17 protein-coding genes and 1 tRNA gene are annotated in these 16,173 nt (G+C 63.5%); 6 read left to right on the top strand and 12 right to left on the bottom strand.

Annotation, left to right across the window (positions count from 1 at the left end; genetic code table 11):
* Positions 1-203: 203 nt before the first annotated feature.
* Positions 204-410 carry a cold-shock protein gene (locus tag FQU74_RS10715; protein WP_146286459.1) on the top strand — a complete coding sequence of 69 codons (207 nt, stop codon included), beginning with the start codon at positions 204-206 and terminating at the stop codon, positions 408-410.
* Positions 411-470: 60 nt separating this feature from the next.
* On the opposite strand, the gene FQU74_RS10710 is transcribed toward FQU74_RS10715, so the two are convergent.
* The 4 genes from FQU74_RS10710 to thyX form a co-directional block, all read right to left on the bottom strand.
* Positions 471-797 (bottom strand): arsenate reductase family protein, encoded by a 327-nt coding sequence (locus tag FQU74_RS10710; protein WP_146286458.1) that lies wholly within the window; start codon positions 795-797, stop codon positions 471-473.
* Between the two features lie 57 nt (positions 798-854).
* Positions 855-1,256 carry a DUF2177 family protein gene (locus FQU74_RS10705; protein WP_146286457.1) on the bottom strand — a complete coding sequence of 134 codons (402 nt, stop codon included), beginning with the start codon at positions 1,254-1,256 and terminating at the stop codon, positions 855-857.
* Between the two features lie 139 nt (positions 1,257-1,395).
* A complete protein-coding gene (locus FQU74_RS10700; protein ID WP_206665016.1) occupies positions 1,396-2,289 on the bottom strand; it encodes a type II toxin-antitoxin system death-on-curing family toxin in 894 nt (297 codons plus the stop codon).
* The gene (gene thyX / locus FQU74_RS10695) at positions 2,286-3,191 is read right to left on the bottom strand and encodes an FAD-dependent thymidylate synthase (RefSeq protein ID WP_146286456.1); all 906 of its coding nucleotides are present in this window, start codon (positions 3,189-3,191) and stop codon (positions 2,286-2,288) included. The genes FQU74_RS10700 and thyX overlap by 4 nt, the downstream gene beginning before the upstream one ends.
* Positions 3,192-3,387: 196 nt before the next feature.
* On the opposite strand from thyX, the gene FQU74_RS10690 reads away from it, so the two are divergent.
* The 5 genes from FQU74_RS10690 (at position 3,388) to FQU74_RS10670 (ending at position 8,181) form a co-directional block, all read left to right on the top strand.
* Complete coding sequence (locus FQU74_RS10690) at positions 3,388-4,344, top strand: hypothetical protein (RefSeq protein WP_146286455.1); 957 nt, start codon at positions 3,388-3,390, stop codon at positions 4,342-4,344.
* The gene (locus FQU74_RS10685; protein WP_146286454.1) at positions 4,329-5,738 is read left to right on the top strand and encodes a surface lipoprotein assembly modifier; all 1,410 of its coding nucleotides are present in this window, start codon (positions 4,329-4,331) and stop codon (positions 5,736-5,738) included. Before FQU74_RS10690 ends, FQU74_RS10685 begins: the two co-directional genes overlap by 16 nt.
* A gap of 77 nt (positions 5,739-5,815) precedes the next feature.
* Complete coding sequence (locus FQU74_RS10680; RefSeq protein WP_146286453.1) at positions 5,816-6,244, top strand: VOC family protein; 429 nt, start codon at positions 5,816-5,818, stop codon at positions 6,242-6,244.
* A gap of 56 nt (positions 6,245-6,300) precedes the next feature.
* Positions 6,301-8,046: a single-stranded-DNA-specific exonuclease RecJ gene (gene recJ / locus FQU74_RS10675; protein WP_146286452.1), complete on the top strand. Its 1,746-nt coding sequence runs from the start codon at positions 6,301-6,303 to the stop codon at positions 8,044-8,046.
* A 60-nt stretch (positions 8,047-8,106) separates the two neighbouring features.
* Positions 8,107-8,181 (top strand) — tRNA-Glu (locus FQU74_RS10670).
* Between the two features lie 138 nt (positions 8,182-8,319).
* Here FQU74_RS10670 and FQU74_RS10665 read toward each other — a convergent pair.
* The 8 genes from FQU74_RS10665 to FQU74_RS10630 form a co-directional block, all read right to left on the bottom strand.
* Entirely contained in the window at positions 8,320-9,162 is an 843-nt protein-coding gene (locus tag FQU74_RS10665; protein ID WP_146286451.1) for a fumarylacetoacetate hydrolase family protein, read from the bottom strand.
* 10 nt (positions 9,163-9,172) lie between these two features.
* Positions 9,173-9,913: an SDR family oxidoreductase gene (locus FQU74_RS10660; protein WP_146286450.1), complete on the bottom strand. Its 741-nt coding sequence runs from the start codon at positions 9,911-9,913 to the stop codon at positions 9,173-9,175.
* The gene (locus tag FQU74_RS10655) at positions 9,906-10,259 is read right to left on the bottom strand and encodes an L-rhamnose mutarotase (protein WP_229704366.1); all 354 of its coding nucleotides are present in this window, start codon (positions 10,257-10,259) and stop codon (positions 9,906-9,908) included. Before FQU74_RS10655 ends, FQU74_RS10660 begins: the two co-directional genes overlap by 8 nt.
* Positions 10,235-11,743: a UxaA family hydrolase gene (locus FQU74_RS10650; RefSeq protein ID WP_146286449.1), complete on the bottom strand. Its 1,509-nt coding sequence runs from the start codon at positions 11,741-11,743 to the stop codon at positions 10,235-10,237. Before FQU74_RS10650 ends, FQU74_RS10655 begins: the two co-directional genes overlap by 25 nt.
* Entirely contained in the window at positions 11,743-12,519 is a 777-nt protein-coding gene (locus FQU74_RS10645; protein WP_146286448.1) for an L-fucose dehydrogenase, read from the bottom strand. Before FQU74_RS10645 ends, FQU74_RS10650 begins: the two co-directional genes overlap by 1 nt.
* Before the next feature lie 85 nt (positions 12,520-12,604).
* A complete protein-coding gene (locus FQU74_RS10640; protein WP_146286447.1) occupies positions 12,605-13,552 on the bottom strand; it encodes an ABC transporter substrate-binding protein in 948 nt (315 codons plus the stop codon).
* A 60-nt stretch (positions 13,553-13,612) separates the two neighbouring features.
* Entirely contained in the window at positions 13,613-14,614 is a 1,002-nt protein-coding gene (locus FQU74_RS10635) for an ABC transporter permease (RefSeq protein WP_146286446.1), read from the bottom strand.
* Positions 14,611-16,131: a sugar ABC transporter ATP-binding protein gene (locus FQU74_RS10630; RefSeq protein WP_146286445.1), complete on the bottom strand. Its 1,521-nt coding sequence runs from the start codon at positions 16,129-16,131 to the stop codon at positions 14,611-14,613. The genes FQU74_RS10635 and FQU74_RS10630 overlap by 4 nt, the downstream gene beginning before the upstream one ends.
* Between the last annotated feature and the right edge of the window lie 42 nt (positions 16,132-16,173).

The following is a 16,173-nucleotide window of genomic DNA, read 5'->3' as shown; positions in this document are numbered from 1 at the left end:
CAGATCATCGAAAAATAATGAATCAGGCGGCCCTTGGCCGCTTGATCAAATAGTGTTGATTTTTGTCTGTTCCATGGCATCATCCTTTGCGTGACGACAGACTTTCGACCGCCTCCTGCCAGCAGGCAGCCGGAGAAGTGGAAGACCTGGCTGCACGACCCGCGGCAATCTCGCCCCGGGATGTCTGACAAAGGAGAAGCGGAATGCCGACCGGCACCGTGAAATGGTTCAACGCCACCAAGGGTTATGGATTCATCGCGCCCGATGATGGCGGCAAAGACGTATTCGTCCACATCTCGGCCGTCGAGCGCGCCGGGCTGAAAGGTCTGAACGACAATCAGAAGATCGCCTTCGAACTGCAGTCGGGCCGCGACGGCCGGGCGTCGGCCTCGGATCTCAAGCTTCTCTGATTGCAGCACCGGCCCGGACCTCCGGGAGATGCCATGGGCGGCCCCTGTCGGGGCCGTTCTTCATTTCAGAAGGGCCGATTGCACCGCATCGTCCCAGCCAAGGAAGAACCGCCCGTCATCCTCGATCACCGGGCGCTTCATCACCGTGGGCTGCGCGGCGATCTGGGCCTCTGGCTCGGATGCCTTGAGGAAATCGTTGAACCCGCGATAGGTGGTCGAGGTCTTGTTGATCAGCCGGTCGCCGAACTCGATCACCAGACGCGCAATCTCGGCCTCGGACAGCGGGTCCTTGCGGATGTCGCGAAAGCTGACTGCGTGGCCTGCCCCCTCAAGCGCCTTCAGCGCCTTCTTGCAGGTGTCACAGGTGGGAATGCCGTAAAGGATCATCGCGTGCCCCTGATGCAGGATCGGTCAGGGCGGGTATGGCCCCCGCCCCGGCAAAGATCAAGCGGCAAGGCCAAGGGCACGGGTGACCCACACCCCGACCGCAGCGGAGAACGCGGTCAGGATGGTGCCCCAGACCACATCGGTTGCCACCATCGACCAATGCCAGTCGCGCATCACGGCGTAGCTGGTGAATTCATAGGTTCCATAGGCCATGAAGCCCAGTACCGCCGCCTGCAACCAGACCCCGCTGCCGGTTCTGAGCGCGGGCAGCGACACCAGCCAGATCAGCCCCGCGATATAGGCCGCATAGAACACCGCCGCCGGTCCAAGCCGGATCGGATCGGCGAGCAGCGGGCCGATGTGACGCGCAAACAAGGGCTGCATCACATAGCGCAGCATCACCGCATCAAGGGCGAGGAAGGTGATGAAGGTCGAAAGATAAAGCGTGACGAGGGGCATGGCATTCTCCTTTGCAGAAGGAGGTAGCGCGTTGCCCGCCGAAGACCAACACAGCGGGCAACTTTTTCGCGTCATTGCGACAGCACCTACAGCGATCGTCGTGCCGAAATCAGTATCGGGGAATTTACGAAAATCACCACTACCGATAAGCCAAGTTCTGCAATGCCGTCCTGTAGCTTTTTATCATTTGAAAAGTTGGCGTCGCATCACGAAGGAGGACTTCACCATCGAACCCATCCTGATCCGTAAGTCCACACCCCTGCCGAATTAGACTCACGGTATTGTCCGGCACATCCACGCCCTCACCATGATATGCGATGCTCGCTATAACCTTGTTTGTTCTTTCAATTCTGTCACCCCAAAAAAATCTCGGGATACGCCTCTCCTCAACTTTCACAATGTCTATTGTTCCACGATAGGGGGTTGTGAACTTAAATCCGTTCTTCTCCACAATCTCACGAAGCTCCCTAAACTTTACAGTTCGCTCCAGTCTCGCGTTCTTGCGAGAGTTCTTCTGCAGATACCGAGCAAGGTATGTAATTTCTGGCCTTGGAACATTATCCTTTTGCAGGTCCTTCAGCGCTGACTTACGAAGAATTGAGTCATCTGCTATCTCCACCATCAAATTCTCAAATTCCTTCTCACTTACGGTTATCCGGCGCCCAAGTCTGTGCAGTTGCAGAAGCGCGCAAAGAAAAGCTGTCCGTTTGTTCGCATCATAGAAAGGATGGTTTTTTATTATACCGTAGAGCAGGGTTGCGATATCTTCAAACTCATTACGAGAAAGCTGAACTCCACCAAACTCTACAAATTGACGTTCAACCGTTGAGATAAATAGGTCCAAATTTCGATAACCGACTCCTGCCATCCCATACTCGTCTCGATAAAAGAAGTCAGCAATCGCAAAATGAGCGTCCAGAACATCGTCATAACTCAGGTGATGGACGCGAAGTTTCCTGTCTCCCATAGCAGGGACGGCTCCCCCGATACGCCACCTCTCGTCCTTCAAGCGCTTTGTGACGAGTATGTTCACCCCCAAACCTCCGTGAACTCCCGCCATTCCCCTTTGCTCATGCCGCTTTCTTCCTGCGTCACGGTCTCTCCGGCGAGGCGGCGTTTCAGAACGGCCATGGCTTTGGCGGAAAGGGTGGTGCCGCCCATGCGATAGTCCTCGAAGGCGCCATAGGCCACGGGAACCCAGTCGGCCACGACCTTGGCAATCGCCTCGGCATAGATGCGGATTTCGTATTGGGCATGGGCGTCGGCGCGCAGGCGCAGGAAGTGGAACAGGTTGTGCAGGTCAACCTTCCAGTACCATTGCGTATAGATATTGGCAGGCAGGTTCATGCGGGCCAGCTCGCGCGCCAGACCCTGCTGGCCGTCCTGGCTGAGCATCGCCTCGTAATGGTCATAGCTGCGGGCGGCGTCGGATTTCAGGATCTCCAGCACGCGCGCGGCCTCGGCCCCCTCAAGCACGGCGCCACGGCCCTGGTTGTTGACGGTCGATTGCGCCGCAAGGTGCTGCGGCTCGGGGATATAGAATTCGCGGTCCATGATCGAATAGCGGGCGCTGTATTCGTTCACATTGGCGGTGCGGTGGCGGATCCACTGGCGCGCGACGAAGATCGGCAGTTTGACGTGCAGCTTCAGCTCGCACATCTCGAACGGGGTCGAATGCCAGTGCCGCATCAAATAGCGGATCAGGCCGCTGTCATCGTTGACCTTTTTCGTGCCGGCGCCATAGCTGACCCGTGCCGCCTGCACGATTGCGGCGTCGTTGCCCATATAGTCGATGACGCGGACGAAGCCGTGGTCCAGCACCTCATGCGCCTTGTAAAGGTGCGCCTCCATCCCTTCCGACACGGCGCGCAGCGTGGGTCGCGGCGTGGCGCGCAGGGCTTCGATTTCGGCGATCTGGTCCGGGGTCAGCGGCATGGCGGGGCATCCTTTATGAGTCGGCGGCAACTATATCTTGCGGCGGGTGCAGGTGGCTAGGCGATATGCTGAAAGATGCTGAGGCAGATCGCGTCCTGCGCGACACGCGCACCGGGAATTCGCACGCCATCACATTGACTTGCAGGGGCGAACTGCAGAAACTCGCCTGAAAAACCGGCAAGCAATGGGCAGTATCATGGATTTCAGATTGACGTTGGCGGCGATGATGCTGCTTGCAGCCTGCGGCGGCAGCCCGTGGGTCGAGGATGACGGTTCCGGCAATGGCGGCGGCGATGGCGGTGGCAGCGACACCTCGACGGCCGTGCCGGATGCGGTGAAGGTGAACCTGCGCTCGATCGCCTATAACCCCGCAAACGGCGGCAGCTTGCAGGTGAACCTGCAAGGCCTGCAGTCCTCGCCCGAGGCAGTGGCCTTCCGTCGGGATAGCAGCCTCGACATTCAGGGCTATCGCGCCTTTACCTATCAGGAAACCGGCCTCCAGCGGAAATACCTTGCGCTGGTGCGCGAGAACGAGCGCGGCAACCTGCGCGTCGCGGCCGTCGCGGACGGTGGGCAGTTCAACCGCCACTTCGGCGGCACCACCTTTGCCCGGATTGATGCCTACACGCGGCCGAACCTCAGCAACGGCACCGAAAAAGGCCAGTTCAGCTATGCGGGCACCTATGCCGGCGTCTTTGTTCCCGGTGATACGGCGAACAACACCCTACCGGATGCGCTGCGTCCCAATCAGACGCTCCGCGTGCGCGGTGATGCGCTGATCAACGCGAACTTCGCCAACGATCTGGTCAATGGCGGCGTCGACAACCGCTGGCTCCTGGATTCGCGTGGACGCCGAATCGACCTGAATGGCGATGGAACGCTGAATGCCGAAGACCAGCTGACCGCCATCGCCTTCCCCTCGACGCAAATGAACAAGAGCGGACGTTTCGTGGGCGATGTTGAGTTTGCGGGCGATCCCAACCTCTCGATCGGCAAGGTCGCGGGCCTCTTTGGCGGCCGCGGGGCAACCGATGTCGGCGGCACGCTGGTGATCAACCCGATTGGCGGCGAAAGCGACATCTGGGAATACGGGGCCTTCACCTTGCCCCGCTGTGACACGGCCGGCGCCTCGCCGCTATGCAACCCGCGCTGAGGCAAGCGGCGCTCGGCATCGCACTTGTGGCGGGGATGGCACTTGCCGCCCTGCCCGCCAGTGGCGAAGAGGTTGCTGCCGAACAGTCCCTGACACTGGACGAGGCGCGTGACGTCGCGCAGGGTGCGGTTCTGGCCGGGCAGCCGGCCTTGGCCCGCGCCATCGCCATGCGTCTGGTCGAGGTCGACCCAAACGACGCCCGCGCCTGGCTGATCCTCTCGGCCAGCGCAACCGCCATGGGCGATACCGCCGAGGGGCGTAGGGCTGGAAGCCGCGCCTGGATCGCCGCCGGTCGCAAACCCGAGGGGCTGCCTCCGGCCCTGCGCTATGACATTGCGCGCCATACGGCCCATGCTGCATGGCAGGACGGGCGCCTTCTGGCCGCACAGATGTGGCTGCGGCGCGCAACGGACGAAGCACCCGATGAGGCCGAGTATGAGCGCACCGTTGCGGATTTTCGCGAAGTTCGCCGGCAGAATCCGACGCGGCTGGCGTTCAGCCTGTCGATCTCGCCCAGCAATAACCTGAATGGCGGATCGTCCAGCGCCTGGCTCACCATCGATGACTGGTTCTATGTCGGGCCGCAATCGGGCGCCTCGCTGGCACTTTCTGGCGTGCGAACGGTGATGCAGGCACGGCTGGACCATGCTCTACCCGCCGACGCCAACGGGCAGACCGTTCTTGGACTGCGCGCATTTGGCGCCTACCACGACCTGTCATCCGAGGCGCAGGCGCTGGCCCCCGGCCTGTCCGGTAAATTCCTGAACGTCACGCTGGTCGAAGGAACGGTCATGCGCCAGACCCGCTGGCCGGGCAGCGACTGGCCGGTATCGGTGACGCTCGGCCTCGGTCATGTCTGGGAGGCCGGAGAGAGCGCCGGCCCATCGGTCAGGCTTGAGGCCGAGACCCCCCTGCGCATCCGCGAGAACAGTTGGGTCAAGACAAGCGCGCTTTCCGAATGGAACCGGCGTCCCGACGGAAACCTGACCAGCCTAGGGCTGGCACTCGAGGGGCAATGGACGCTGCCGCAGGGCACGCTGTCCTGGGTCGCTGCCTATCGCAATGGCGATGCGCCTGACGTGAACCGGCAATACAGCGCGCTTTCGGGCGAGATCAGCTATGAACCGCCCCGCCCCATCGGCGATGTGCGGCTGCGCGGCTCGATCATCGCGGGGCTCAAGGATTACCCGTCCTATCTGCTCGGCCCCTTTGGCGTGACCGACGGGCGAGAGGATGAGACGCTGGGCCTGGCCCTTGACATCATGCCGGTGAAATTCGGCCTGATGGGCTATGTTCCCCGCCTGACCCTGAATGCCCAGGCCACAGATTCCAACATCAGCCGGTTCGAGACCCGCCAGATTGGCGTTTCGTTGGGCATAGAATCGCAATTCTGACGCCCCCTGCGGCAGTTCGGGCTGGCATGTTGGGCCAAGAAACCTATGCTTCGGCGCGGAAACGAAGGAGATGCGCAATGCCCACCCGTTACCTGCACACCATGGTCCGCGTGCTGGATCTGGACCGCTCGATGGCCTTTTACCGCCTGCTGGGCCTTGAAGAGATCCGCCGCATCGAAAACGAAAATGGTCGCTTCACGCTGGTTTTCATGGCACCGCCCGGCCAGCCCGAATGCCCGGTCGAGTTGACCTTCAACTGGGATGGCGACACCGGCCTTCCGTCGGACAGCCGGAATTTTGGCCACCTCGCCTATCAGGTGGATGACATCTACGCGACCTGCGCCCATCTGCAGGCCAATGGCGTGGTGATCAATCGCCCGCCGCGCGACGGGCATATGGCCTTTGTTCGCTCGCCCGACAACGTGTCGATCGAATTGTTGCAGCGCGGCCCGGCCCTTCCTCCCGCCGAACCCTGGGCCTCGATGCCCAATACCGGCCACTGGTAAGGCGCCAGCGTGACGAGGGGCTTGCAGAGCGGCCCCCGTCACGTCAGACCTGCGGCATGATCGAACGCGCATTTCTGAATGTCGAGGCGTCGCTGACCGGACGCCGTTGGGTGGGCCCTGCGGATGATGATCGCAGGCACGCCGAAGCCATCCATCAGGAAACCCGCTTGCCGCTGCCCCTGTGCCAAATTCTGGCTACGCGCGGCGTGACCGCGCGGGATGCGCAGACCTATCTCGCCCCTGCCTTGCGTGACCTTTTGCCCGACCCCGCCAGCCTGCGGGACATGAGCCGGGCCGCCGCGCGTTTTGTGCAGGCCGTAACCCGGCACGAGCGGATCGCGATCTTTGCCGATTATGACGTGGATGGCGGGTCATCTGCGGCCTTGCTGATCTGCTGGCTGCGCGCGATGGGCCGGGATGCCACGCTCTACATCCCCGACCGCATCGACGAGGGGTACGGACCCAACGTGCCCGCCATGCAGGGCCTTGCCGCGACCCATGACCTGATCATCTGCGTCGACTGTGGCACGCTGAGCCACGAACCCATCGAGGCCGCCAAGGGTGCGGATGTGGTGGTGCTCGACCATCACCTTGGCGGCGAGACCTTGCCACCCGCGCTTGCCGTGGTGAACCCCAACCGGCAGGACGAAGACGGAAGCCTCGCCCATCTCTGTGCGGCTTCGGTCGTCTTTCTGATGTTGGTCGAGGCCAACCGGCAATTGCGTGCCGAAGGCGTGCAGGGCCCTGACCTGATGGCCATGCTCGATCTGGTCGCGCTGGCAACCGTTGCGGATGTAGCGCCGCTGATCGGTGTGAATCGCGCCTTCGTGCGGCAGGGCCTGCGCGTCATGGCGCGGCGCGAGCGTGCGGGTCTGCGGGCGCTTGCCGATGTAGCCCGGATGGATCAGGCCCCCACCACCTATGCCCTTGGCTTTCTGCTGGGGCCTCGTGTCAATGCGGGCGGTCGCATCGGGCAGGCCGATCTCGGCGCGCGGCTGCTTGCCACGGCAGACGAGGCCGAGGCGCAGGCTCTGGCCGCGCGCCTGGATCAGCTGAACACCGAACGGCGCGAGATCGAAACCGCCGTCCGTGCGGCTGCACTCGCACAGGCCGAGGCGCGCGGCCTCGACGCCCCGCTCGTCTGGGCGGCGGGCGAGGGCTGGCATCCGGGCGTCGTGGGCATCGTGGCCGCGCGCCTCAAAGAGGCGACAAACCGCCCCGCCGTGGTCATCGGGCTTGACGGAGAGATCGGCAAGGGATCGGCCCGGTCGGTGAATGGTGTCGATCTGGGTGCAGCCGTGCAGCGCGTGGCGGCCGAGGGGCTGCTGCTGAAAGGAGGCGGGCACAAGATGGCGGCCGGACTGACCGTCGCGCGCGATCACCTCGATGCAGCGATGGAACGACTGGCCGAACTGCTTGCCCGTCAGGGCGCCGACCGGCAAGGGCCGCAGGAGTTGCGCCTTGATGGTATGCTCGCCCCTGCCGCGGCGACGGTCGAGTTGATCGAGAGCCTCGAATCGGCCGGCCCCTTCGGCGCCTCATCTCCGTCTCCGCGCTTTGCCTTTGCCGACATGGCCGTGCAGGCACGCCGTGTCGGCGAGTCGCATCTGAGGCTGAGTTTCGGGGACGGCATGGGCACGCGGCTTGAGGCAATCGCCTTTGGCGCCTTCGACGGACCGCTTGGCCCCGCGCTTGAAAATCCCGGCCACCGGCGTTTTCACCTTGCCGGACGGCTGGAACTGAACAGCTTTGGCGGCCGGACGCGGGTACAGCTGCGGCTGGACGATGCGGCCGAAGCATGAGCTGCGTTTTTCCTCTTGCGCGTCTGAACGCCGCCGGTTAGACACCCGCCTACCAACCGCGGCCCGTTCGTCTATCGGTTAGGACACCAGGTTTTCAACCTGGGAAGAGGGGTTCGACTCCCCTACGGGCTGCCAAGGTTTCCCTGAAAATTGATCGTGTTGCCTGGGACTCTACGCCTGCGGAACGTTTTGTTTTGCCGACTGACCAAGACGGAAAGGCCCACGCGAACAGGTCGCGAGGGCTATATCCGTCTTGATCCGCGGTGATCGGCTTCAGTCCGCGATCACGGTCTGGCGCTGCTGCCCCAACCCCTCGATGCCAAGCTCGACCACGTCGCCGACCTTCAGGTAGCGCGGCGGCTTTTGGCCCATCCCCACGCCCGGAGGCGTCCCGGTCGAGATCACATCACCCGGATGCAGTGTCATGAACTGGCTCAGGTAGCTGACCAGATGGGCCACGCCATAGACCATGGTGCGGGTCGATCCGTCCTGCATCGTCTGCCCGTTCACCTTGAGCCACATCGGCAGGTTCTGCGGATCGGCCACCTCGTCCCGCGTCACCAGCCAGGGGCCGATCTGCCCAAAGTTGTCGCAGCTCTTGCCCTTGGTCCACTGGCCCGCGCGTTCGGTCTGGAAGGCGCGCTCCGACACGTCATTGGTGATGGCAAAACCTGCGACATGCGCCAGCGCATCCGCCTCGCTGACGTATTTGGCGCGGGTTCCAATGATCACGGCCAGCTCCACCTCCCAGTCGGTCTTTTCCGACCCGCGGGGGATGATGATGGGATCATAAGGTCCGCAGATGGCGCTGGTGGCCTTCATGAAGATCACAGGCTCCGGTGGAACGGCCATGCCGGATTCGGCGGCGTGGTCAGCGTAGTTCAGGCCGATGCAGATGAATTTGCCGGTGCCGCCCACGCAGGGCCCAAGCCGCGTATCCGCAGGCACAACCGGCAGCGCCGAAAGATCAACCGCACGAATCGCGGCCAAGCCTTCGTCCGAGAGCACCGCCCCGGCGATATCCGGCACGAGGCCGGAAAGATCGCGGATCGTGCCATCATCCAACCGGATGCCGGGTTTTTCGGCCCCTGCCGGGCCATGACGCAGAAGTTTCATTCCATTCCCTTCAGATATTGGACCAGCCGCCGTCGATCACATGGGCCACGCCCGTGGTATAGGCGGATTCGTCCGAGGCAAGATAGACCACCAGCGCCGCGATCTCTTCGGCGCGACCGATGCGGCCGATGGGCTGGCGGGCGATAAAAGCGCGGCGAGCGGCCTCATAATCGCCAGTGGCGCGCAGGCGATCCTCCAGCGAGGGGCTTTCCACCGTGCCCGGGCAGATCGCATTGCAGCGGATGCCGCGCGTGATGAAATCGGCGGCGATGCCCTTGGTCAGGCCGATCACCCCGGCCTTCGTCGCGCCATAGACAAAGCGGTTGGGCGCCGCGATCTGGGATGAGACGACCGAGGCCATGTTGATGATCGACCCGCCCCCCCGTTCCAGCATGCCTGGCAGGAAGGCACGGCACATCCGGTACATGGCCGTCATGTTCAGATCGAGGCTGAAGGCCCATTGGTCTTCGTCACAGTCAAGGATCGTGCCGCTGGCAACAAAGCCCGCGCAGTTGAACAGCACATCGACCGCGCCTGCCCCTTCGACCGCCGCCGCGATACTGGCGGGGTCGCGCACATTCAGCACCCGTGTCTCGATCCCCTCGGCGCCAAGGCTTTCGAGTGCCGCCGCATTCACATCGGTTGCCAGAACATGCGCGCCCTCACGCGCCATGGCCAGTGCCGAGGCCCGCCCGATCCCCTGCCCCGCCGCCGTCACCAGCGCGCGCTTGCCCTTCAGCCTGTCAGTCATGGTGAAACACCTCTTCCATCATCGCCCACCATTCGCCGGGGGCCCTGCTTTCCAGTGGCACCTGACAGGGGTCGGTCAGCTTCCACCAGTCCTGTGTCACCGGATCGGCGGCAATCGCCGCCATGTCCGCCTCGAAATCGCTGCCATGATACTCCCATGTGCCGAACAGGATATTCTCAGGCTCGCGCAAGAAGATCGTGTAGTTGCGGATGTTTGACGCACTGATGCGCGCAAGGACACCGGGCCAGACAGCCGCGTGCAACGCCTTGTATTCAGATATTTTTTCTGGCTTGAGCCTGATCATCATACCCATGCGCTGCATCACATCACCGCCCCGATCTGCCATGGCACGAACTCGGCCCCGCCGAAGCCGAGCGCCTCGGATTTCGTCACCTCGCCCGAGGCGACGCGGATGAACATCTCAAACATCTCGCGGCCCTTGTCCTCAAGCGTGACGCCTTCCAGGATGTCGCCTGTGTTGATGTCCATGTCCTCGTCCATCCGGGCATACATCTCGGAATTGGTGGCGACCTTGATGCAGGGAACCGGCTTGTAGCCCGACACGGACCCACGCCCCGTGGTAAAGACGATCAGGTTCGCCCCCGATGCCACCTGCCCCGTGACCGAACATGGATCGTAGCCGGGGCTGTCCATGAAGACAAAGCCCTTGCGGTCGATCGGTTCGGCGAAAAGATAGACGCCCTCCAGCGGTGCCGATCCGCCCTTCGCGACCGCCCCCAGCGATTTCTCAAGAATGGTCGTCAGCCCGCCGCGCTTGTTGCCGGGGCTGGGGTTGTTGTTCATCTCTCCCTTGTTGCGGGCACAGTAGTCCTCCCACCAGCGGATGCGCGCCAGAAGCTTTTCGCCCACCTCGGCGTTGACGGCGCGGCGGGTCAGCAGATGTTCCGCGCCGTAGATCTCGGATGTCTCGGACAGGATCGTGGTGCCCCCGTGCGCCACCAGCAGATCAGAGGCCACACCAAGCGCGGGGTTGGCGGTGATGCCGGAATAGCCATCCGACCCGCCGCATTGCATGCCGATCACCAACTCCGACACCGGCACAGGCTCGCGACTGCAGCGCTCGGCCACTTGCGCCAGATCGCGCAGCGCCTCGACCCCGCGCTCGACGGTGCGGCGCGTGCCGCCCTGTTCCTGAATGGTCATATGGTGGAACTGACCGTCGGCACGCAGCCGCGCCTGCCCGACCAGCGCCGGGATCTGCATGACCTCGCAGCCAAGGCCCACCAGCAGGATGCCCGCAAAATTCGGGTTGCGCGCATAGCCCTGCAGGGTGCGGAACAGGGTCTCATACCCCTCATTGTCGCCGGCCATGCCACAGCCCGAGGAATGGGCGATGGGCACGATCCCGTCGACATTGCGCAGCGCGCGGAACCAGTCGGTCTTTTCGGCCGCCTCGGCGATGAACCGCGCCACAGAGCCCGAGCAATTGACCGAGGTCAGCACCCCCAGATAGTTGCGCGTCCCCGCCCGCCCGTCGGCGCGCCGGTAGCCCATGAAGGTGCGCGCCTCGGTCGCAGGCGTGATGGGGCGCAGGTCGGCGCCAATGGCGTAGTCCTGCGCGTGGTCCGACATGCCGAGGTTCTGCACATGGACATGATCGCCCGCAGCTATTGCGGCGGTCGCCTGCCCGATGATCTGACCATAGCGGCGCACCTGCGTGCCGGGGGCCATGGCATGCCGCGCGAATTTGTGTCCGCGCGGCACCGCAGTCGTCAGCGTGACGCCTGCAGCAACGTGCCCTGCAGGCAGATCGGCCAGCGCAATGGCGACATCATCGTCTGCGGCCAGAATGATGTGATCGGGCTTCATCACCGCACCCCAGCCAGCGCGCGGTCAAGGTGGGTGTAACCGCCATCGACAAACAGCCATTGTCCGGTCAGATGCAGCGCGCGCTGTGACAGCGCAAAGACGGCCATGGCGGCAATCTCGGATGCGTCAGTCATGCGCTGGCCCAGCGGGATGCGGGCCGTGATTTCGGCAAGCTTGGCATCGGGGTCGTCAAAGCTGTTGATCCAGCGGGCGTAGAGCGGCGTCATCACCTCGGCAGGGATCACGGCATTCACGCGCACGCCATCACCGGCAAAGGCTGCCGCCCATTCCCGCGTCAGACCCAGTTGTGCAGCCTTGGCCGCCACATAGGCTGATGTGCCGCCCTGCCCGGTGACGGCGGTTTTCGAGCTGATATTGACCACGGCGCCGCGCTCGGCCCGCAGATCATCCGCCAGAAGGTGGACCATCGTGTAATAGTGGATCAGGTTCAGATCCAGCGAGGCGCGAAAGGCCGCAGGCCCGGCGTCTATCCCCACGCCGTCGTTGACGCCCGCGTTGTTGACAAGCCCATAAATCCGCCCAAACCGCGCCCGCGCCTCGGCGACGGCGGCCACGCATTGCTGATCATCGGCCAGATCGACCTGAACCCAGCCGGCCTTCGGGCCAAGCCCCGCCAGCCAGTCGGCCTCGGGCGCGCGACGGGCGAGGATGACCGGCACTGCGCCCTCTGCCGCCAGCTGTTCCGATATCGCGGCCCCGATCCCGGCACCACCGCCGGTCACGATCACCACCTTGCCTGCAAGGCCCAGTTCCATGCCACACCTGTTCTTCTGCTCTGGCTGGCCCCCTCGGGGGCCAGCCACGATTTTCCATCCGGTGAACCGGGTCGCCTTTCCGGGATCAGTCGTACAGGACGGCCGCGATTTCCGGCGCGTCGATGGTCGACTTGTCGTAGTAGAAGAACCCGGTATCGATCGACTTGGACACCGCTTCGCCCTTGGCGGCGGCGACGGCGGCCTTGACCGTTTCATAGCCGATGCCGACAGGGTTCTGGGTAATCGCGCCTGCCATCGTGCCATCCATGATCGCGGCCTTTTGCGCGGCGCCCGAGTCATAGCCGATCACCACGAGGTCGGTCTTGCCCAGCTCTTTCTTGGCGTTCACCACGCCGATGGCCGAGCCCTCGTTCGCGCCGAACATCCCCTTCAGGTCGGAATGCGCGGTCAGGATGGCCTTGGCGATCTCGGTCGATTGCAGCTGGTCGCCCGCGCCGTACTGAATGTCGACGATCTCCACTTCGGGGTGGGCTTCCTTCATGCGGTTCACGAACCCGTCGCGACGGTCGATCCCGGTGCGAGAAGTCTGGTCATGCACCACAAGTGCCACCTTGCCCGAACCGCCGATCATCTCGGCCATCTTGTCGGCCGCAAGCGCTGCAGCGGCAAGGTTGTCGGTTGCGGCAGTGGCCACGGGGATGTCGCTGTCCACGCCACTGTCAAAGGCGATGACGGGGATGCCTGCCTCTTGCGCCTGCTTCAGAAGCGGGATCGCAGCCTGGCTGTCCAGCGCGGCAAAGCCGATGGCGGCGGGCTTCTTGGCAAGGGCTGCCGCCAGCATGTCGATCTGGCGGTCGACCTGGGCTTCGGTATCGGGGCCCTCGAATGTCACCTCGACGCCCAGTTCAGCGGCGGCCTTGTCGGCGCCTGCCTTCACCGCCTGCCAGAACTGGTGCTGGAACCCCTTGGAAATCAGCGGGATGTACAGCTTGTCCTGTGCAGCCCCGATACCGGCGCTGGCCATCAGGGCCACGGCGCTGATGGCGCCCAGCATATGTCTTCTGTTCAGCATCTTGATCTCCTCCATGTTCGGATGCCTTGGTGTTCGGGAACGTTGGCCGTTCTTCTGTGCCTACCCCGCCCGGCGGCGGCGCAGCATGTCTGCATAGACTGCGGCGATGATGATGAGGCCGGTCACCACCGTCTGCCATTCCTGCGCGACCGACAGGATGCGCAGGCCATTTAGCAGCACGCTCATGATCAGCGCGCCGATGATCGTGCCAAGGATCGAGCCGCGGCCACCGGCAAGCGAGGTGCCGCCGATCACCACCGCGGCGATGGCGTCAAGCTCGTAGCCAAGGCCAAGCGCGGGTTGAGCCGAGTTCAGACGCGAGGCAATCAGAAGGCCCGCGATCCCGCAGATCCCCCCGGCCAGCGCGTAGATCGCCACCTTCCAGGCGTCGGCGTTGACACCGGACAGCCGCACTGCCTCTTCGTTTGATCCAAGCGCAAAGCAGTAGCGGCCCAGCGTTGTGCGCGACAGAACCCAGGAAATCACAAGTGCCAGCACGAACAGGATCAGCACGCCATTCGGCACCGGCAGCGCCGGGATGAAGCTGCCAATCAGCGAACCGGTCGAGATCAGCGGAAAGCTGGGTGTATCGTTGAAATAGATGGGCTTGGTGCCGGAAATCACCAGCGACAGCCCCTTCAGGATCAGCATCATGCCCAGTGTGGCGATAAAGGGCGGGATCTTCATCCGCGCGATCAGCGAGCCCGAGATGAACCCACAGAAGGTCCCCGCCGCGATGGCCGCGATGATGCCGAAAGGCAGCGCCATGCCCCAGAAGGTCAGCACGACCCCCGCAATGACGGCGCAGAAGGTCATCAAGGTGCCGACCGACAGATCGATCCCGCCGGTGATGATCACCAGCGTCGCGGCAATCGCCAGCACGCCGTTCACGCTTGTCGCCTGCAGGATTGCAAGGATGTTCGACGTTTGCAGGAAGTTGGGCGAGGCCAGCGAGAAGAACACCAGAAGCACGATCAGGCTGGCAAAGGCCAGAATCTTCTGATGCGCGCCCGAGGCTTTCAGTCGGCTCAGCGCTCCGGTGGCGGCGGGGGTGGCGGTCATGCGATGGCTCCTTCCTGCGCGGCGTCGCGGTATGTGGCGAGGCGCATGATCTCTTGCTGGCTTGTACCCGGTCCGCCCGGCAGGATGCCGGTCAGCCGCCCTTCGCACATCACGGCGATGCGGTGGGACAGGCGCAGCACTTCGGGCAGTTCCGAGCTGATGACAATGATCGCCTTGCCTGCGGCGGCGAGGCTTTGCAGCAGGCGATAGATCTCTGCCTTGGCACCGACATCGATGCCACGGGTTGGCTCATCAAAGATCAGGATGTCGCAATCGCGCAGCAGCCATTTGGCGATGACCACCTTTTGCTGATTGCCCCCCGACAAAAGGCGAACCTCCTGGCGATCCGATGGCGTGCGGATCGCGAGCGTGCGGATATAGTCCTGTGCAACCCGGCCAAGTTCGGCATCGTCGACCCGGCCGATCCGGTCGGTGAAGCGCGGCAGAGAGGTGAGCGCGATGTTCGAGCGCACGTCGAGGCCAAGGGCCAGACCAAAATGCTTGCGGTCCTCTGACAGATACCCGATGCCAGCGGCCACCGCATCTTTCGGACTGCGGATATCACGCGGGGTGCCATGCACCGCGATCTCGCCCGCCTCGCGCGGGTCGGCGCCAAAGATCACGCGCGCCACTTCGGTCCGGCCAGCGCCCATGAGGCCGGCAAATCCAAGGATCTCGCCCGCCCGCAGATCAAAACTCACATCACGCACCATCCGCCCGCGCGTCAGGCCGCGCACGGACAGCGCAACCGGCGCCGCCGACAGGTCAGGGATTGCAACCTCGGCATGGTCAAGGGCGCGGCCCACCATCATGGCGATGATCGTCTCGATCGGCGTGTCGGCGGCGGCAACTGTTCCGACATAGGCACCGTCGCGCATCACGGTCACGCGGTCCGATATGCGGCGGATCTCGTCCATCTTGTGGCTGATGTAGACGATGGCCACGCCCTCGGATTTCAGGCGACGGATGATGGCAAAAAGCTCGTTCGTCTCGGCATCGTTCAGCGCGGCGGTGGGCTCGTCCATGATGAGGATGCGAGAGCGGAAGGACAGCGCCTTGGCGATCTCGACCATCTGCTGCTTGGCGATGGTGAGGCTGCGCACCTCGGCGCGCGGGTCCATCGGCACTTTCATGACTGCGAAGATCGCCTCGGCATCGCGGTTCAGCTGCGCCTCATTCAGAACGCCCCAACGGCTGCGCGGTTCGCGGCCGATAAAGATGTTCTGCGCCACCGTCAGGTCAGGCATAAGCGCCAGTTCCTGATGGATGATCCCTATGCCCAATCCTTGCGCCGCGCGCGGCCCGTCGATGCGGACCTCTTGGCCGTTCACGCGGATGCTGCCGCTGTCGGGCGCATAGATGCCGGACAGGATCTTCATCAGTGTCGATTTGCCGGCCCCGTTTTCGCCCATCAGGGCATGAACCTCACCCGCGCACAAATCAAAGCGCGCCGACCGCAGGGCATGCACCCCCGGAAAGCGCTTCTCGATCGCCTCCATCTCGATGACATTGGTCATTCGGGCCTCATTTCGACGGCCAGCAACGGACCGCCGCGCCGA

The organism is Gemmobacter aquaticus (assembly GCF_007859075.1).
Taxonomy (GTDB): domain Bacteria; phylum Pseudomonadota; class Alphaproteobacteria; order Rhodobacterales; family Rhodobacteraceae; genus Gemmobacter; species Gemmobacter aquaticus.
The sequence above is the reverse complement of the archived record's forward strand: the minus strand, read 5'-3'. Positions and strand labels throughout refer to the sequence as shown.